The organism is Brevundimonas sp., from assembly GCF_044239655.1.
Taxonomy (GTDB): domain Bacteria; phylum Pseudomonadota; class Alphaproteobacteria; order Caulobacterales; family Caulobacteraceae; genus Brevundimonas.
This window is the reverse complement of sequence record NZ_JBIIAY010000256.1, coordinates 1-3,690: the sequence shown is the minus strand read 5'-3', so window position 1 is coordinate 3,690 and position 3,690 is coordinate 1. Positions and strand designations below refer to the sequence as shown.

The 3,690-nt window shown below is 47.4% G+C and carries 8 protein-coding genes; all 8 read left to right on the top strand.

The window, feature by feature from the left end; translation table 11 throughout:
- The first annotated feature begins 369 nt into the window (after positions 1-369).
- The 8 genes from ACILQR_RS17810 (at position 370) to ACILQR_RS17775 (ending at position 3,470) form a co-directional block, all read left to right on the top strand.
- Positions 370-576, top strand: a complete 207-nt coding sequence (locus ACILQR_RS17810; protein ID WP_395652702.1) for a hypothetical protein — start codon at positions 370-372, stop codon at positions 574-576.
- 72 nt (positions 577-648) lie between these two features.
- Positions 649-906, top strand: coding sequence for a hypothetical protein (locus tag ACILQR_RS17805; RefSeq protein ID WP_395652701.1), 258 nt, complete (start codon positions 649-651; stop codon positions 904-906).
- Entirely contained in the window at positions 906-1,052 is a 147-nt protein-coding gene (locus ACILQR_RS17800; RefSeq protein ID WP_395652700.1) for a hypothetical protein, read from the top strand. Before ACILQR_RS17805 ends, ACILQR_RS17800 begins: the two co-directional genes overlap by 1 nt.
- 89 nt (positions 1,053-1,141) lie before the next feature.
- Positions 1,142-1,285, top strand: coding sequence for a hypothetical protein (locus ACILQR_RS17795; RefSeq protein WP_395652699.1), 144 nt, complete (start codon positions 1,142-1,144; stop codon positions 1,283-1,285).
- A 275-nt stretch (positions 1,286-1,560) separates the two neighbouring features.
- Positions 1,561-1,905 carry a hypothetical protein gene (locus tag ACILQR_RS17790; RefSeq protein ID WP_395652698.1) on the top strand — a complete coding sequence of 115 codons (345 nt, stop codon included), beginning with the start codon at positions 1,561-1,563 and terminating at the stop codon, positions 1,903-1,905.
- 247 nt (positions 1,906-2,152) lie between these two features.
- Positions 2,153-2,317, top strand: a complete 165-nt coding sequence (locus ACILQR_RS17785) for a hypothetical protein (RefSeq protein ID WP_395652697.1) — start codon at positions 2,153-2,155, stop codon at positions 2,315-2,317.
- On the top strand, positions 2,317-2,538 hold the full coding sequence (locus tag ACILQR_RS17780) for a hypothetical protein (RefSeq protein ID WP_395652696.1): 222 nt from the start codon (positions 2,317-2,319) through the stop codon (positions 2,536-2,538). The genes ACILQR_RS17785 and ACILQR_RS17780 overlap by 1 nt, the downstream gene beginning before the upstream one ends.
- A 758-nt stretch (positions 2,539-3,296) precedes the next feature.
- Complete coding sequence (locus ACILQR_RS17775) at positions 3,297-3,470, top strand: hypothetical protein (protein ID WP_395652695.1); 174 nt, start codon at positions 3,297-3,299, stop codon at positions 3,468-3,470.
- Positions 3,471-3,690: the final 220 nt, after the last annotated feature.

The window sequence follows — 3,690 nt, the reverse complement described above, 5'->3', positions numbered from 1 at the left end:
CTGCCCTGCCCTGCGTCACCCCACCCCCTATGGGGCGCGGTTGGCGGTTGGGTAAGCAGAAGGGGCTTCCTAGATTGGCGGCGCTTTATTAACATCTCGCGCACACAGTTAAACAATCCAATCCTGACCAAGCTCTGCGACCCGTGAAGCAGTTACTCACCAGTAACTTACTGACCAGTAACCTACTCATCAGTAACCTACTGAGCGGTAACTTAGACCCCTAGAATTGTCGACAAATAGACAATCATTTCGTTACCAAATTGTTATAAAGAAATGCTCAAATGGACTTGCGCTATACCGTAGAGTCCTGTACTTTGCTCCTATCAGCTTGAAATGGTCGAGCTGAACGAACCGCAAAGGGGCAACACAATGACTCGCAAAGACTATGAAATCATCGCAAGTGTACTTAGCAACTCTGATGAAGTAATCGACCAAGACGCGATTGACGCACTTGCTGAAATGTTTGCAGATAAGCTGGAGCGATACAATCCAAACTTCAAGCGCGACATCTTTATCATCAAGGCAACCAACACAACACAACGACGCAAAGAGTTCTTGGAGCTCTTGAATAACTAGTCCGAAACGCCTTCGGGCGTCTGACCGTCACGCGGTCACTGATGAGGACAACTACTACCGAAAGGCAAGAAAATGAACTACGACGAGACGATGAGAATGGCAAAGCAATTACAAGATGAGTGTCTGAAGGCGTACAATCAGGGAGTGAAGGAAGCAATCACCAAGTTGGAAGCAGAAGCAACCGAAGCAGGCAAAGAGTTAGAAGAGAGGCAGGCAAATGAAGAGGCAAACGACTTCGGGGACGCAATGGAGTCAATGGAGCGCAGTTACGCTGAGGGCTTCTCTGACGCCCTAGAAATGGCAATCCGTATCCTGAAGGAAGGCAAGTAATGGAGCTAACACTTCAGGAAGTCAAAGACCTGTACTCCGCCGTCACCTTTGATACTCAGGGAACTCACGGCGACCAAAGAAGCGAAAGACTGGAAGCACTGTACGAGAAGCTGAAGAAGGAACTCAAAGAGAGGGAGGGCAAGTAAGACCGAAACGCCGAGAGGCGTCCAGTCGTGAGGCGACTGCTGATGAGGTCAATTTTTGATCGATTTTGCTATGAGAGAGAGGGCGAGAGATGAGTTACACAATCGAGGCAACGGGGCTAGACGGCTGGATGTCGTTTCGCTATCAGTACAAGGTGGACGCGTCCGACTTCTTCGGATACGCTGAAACACAAGAAGAAGCAGAGGCAATTATCGAGAAGGCAGGTGCAAAATGAGAACGCTAACCAAAGAGAGTTACTACACCACTTGCGAAGGGTGCGAAGCGGTTTGCGAGGGAGTGGGCGAGTTGGACAAGGAGTCAGGCGACCTGTACGGCTTGGTCTGCCCTAACTGCGGTGAGTTCGACGTATTGAACTGGGCAAGTGAAGAAGAAGAGGGTGACGAGTAATGAAAGAGTGCGGACTGTACGAGTGTTACGAGCAGGTAGTTGAAGGCTCAATGTTTTGCCAGTACCATCGACCAATCAAACCAATGAAGGAAGGCGAGTAAAATGGATACAGATACAAAGACAGACAACAGAACAGAGGGAGCTTTAGCGTGGGCGAGTGAGAACGCGCCGACCTACTGCGAGGCAGTGGAGACGCTTTACTCTTGGGCGAGTAACTACGAGGACTACGCCCCGTTTCGTAAGTTCCTAGACCTTATCGGTTACGCAGACACCGCCTACGGCGACGACTCCATAATCTTTGGCGATTGGAAACGCCCTGCCTCATCACTTGGATACGTTGAGCTTGGCTATCTTGCAGACGCTTTGAGTGAGTACGCTAACCGACCACTGGACGTGGACAAGTGGGTTATGGAATTGTTGGAGATTGAAAGCGAGCACGGGCGATGAAGCTAACCAAACGAGGCAAGAGGGTCAGGGCAGTTCTTATCGTTGCAGGGTTAGCGATGATCTACTGGGCAAGTGGTCACGTGTGGTGGACGGGCTCAGATTATTGTGTTGGTCAAATGGTGGAATGTTTTAAGTAATAACGGTATAGTAAGGTAGTGGTACGCCACCCACTCCTCCCCTCTGTTCGGTAGCAGAGGGGGCGGGTGAGAGGTAGACCAACCTCAACAACGAGAGAGAAGGCAAGCAAATGAAAACTTATGTGTATGTAGTGGAACAGATTATCTCTATCAAAGCGAACTCTGAACAGGAAGCAGAAGGTTTATTGCCTATGTATCCAACAGGCTTTGAAGGGCAAGCACACTATGTAAGAGAAGAGACAGTCGAACTATTAAGAGAAGAAGAGGGCGAGTAATGACTATCGAACATCACTTTATTTTGAAATACACCAGTGAGAACGGCTGGGAGCTGGACTACGACAGTGAGGAAGTGCGCTTCCCTGACGGCACTGTATTCAATGATGAAACTAACGAGTGGTCTAGCGGATACGCTGGCGACGGTGAGTTTATAGATAACGACGACATTATCGGTGATCAATTAGCGAAGGCTATTAATCAGATGAACGGGGACGACTAATGAATAAGCAAGATATACTCACGGTAATAGATAGCACCGCTAACTTTAACGCCTTCATTGAAGGTATAGATACTCTTAGCGGTCAAGCTCTAGGTCTAGTCATAGATGTAGCAGGGGTGGATGGCGAAGACTGGACTGATGAAGAGTGCTTGGAAACTATTAAGGAAATCGTGGACTTAACTAATGCCTACCGTAATACCCATAGTTGGAATGACTAATGGTAGTAATCTGCGAGTATGAAGGGTGCGAGGCGGAGAATGAGGACTATGAAAACTACAACGGGACTTACTGGTTTCGTTGCCACAAATGCGGATGGGACAACGAGGTTGTCCATTCCCCTTGGAAATGAGGAGTAAGTGAGCAAGTGCAGAGTATGTAATACAGACCTATCAGCAGAAGGCATAAAGGATTTAATTCCCCTATGCCACGCCTGCTATGTGCAAGAGAACGACCAAGTGGAAAGATACCTACAAGAGCTAAAGGAAATGGGCAAATGACCGAGCCAACAAAAGAATACTGGCAAGCAAAGGCAGATCTATGTAAAGCTACTGCCTTGCAACAACTAGAGGACTTAAACTCATACGAGGCTATGCGTAACCTAGAGCGTATGGTGTATGCGCTTAGCCGAGTAGGTATCACGAACGAGAGAGAGGGCAAGTAATGAAGACAGTAGATGAAATTAAGTATGAAATAAACTTTATCGAGAGTGAGCTAGTCAATAAGGACTTTACCTACCTATCGGTAGATGAATTACAGGTATGGCTAAAGGCATTAAACTGGACACTAGAGGAAAGGTTGGTGTGGTAATGATTAGTAATGAGTTATTAGTAGAGGCATTATGGATAGCCAAAGATAACTTTGACTATGACGGAGAGTACGAAAAAGCTAAAGAGGTAGAGTCACATATAAACGAACTGGAGGGCGAGCAATGAGTGAAGTAACCTACTGTGAGGTTTGCTTGACGAACTTTACAGATGATGACGATTTTAACTATAGGTTTGACTATCCAGTCTGCCTATCCTGCGCCAATAAGATGGAGGTTCTAGTATGAGTGAAGTAATAGCCTTTCACCCGAAGACATCACCCCTATTCACCTTCTATGAGGTGGTAGAGGGAGAGGGCAACGCTGTATGGGGCGGTAACGACCCGATA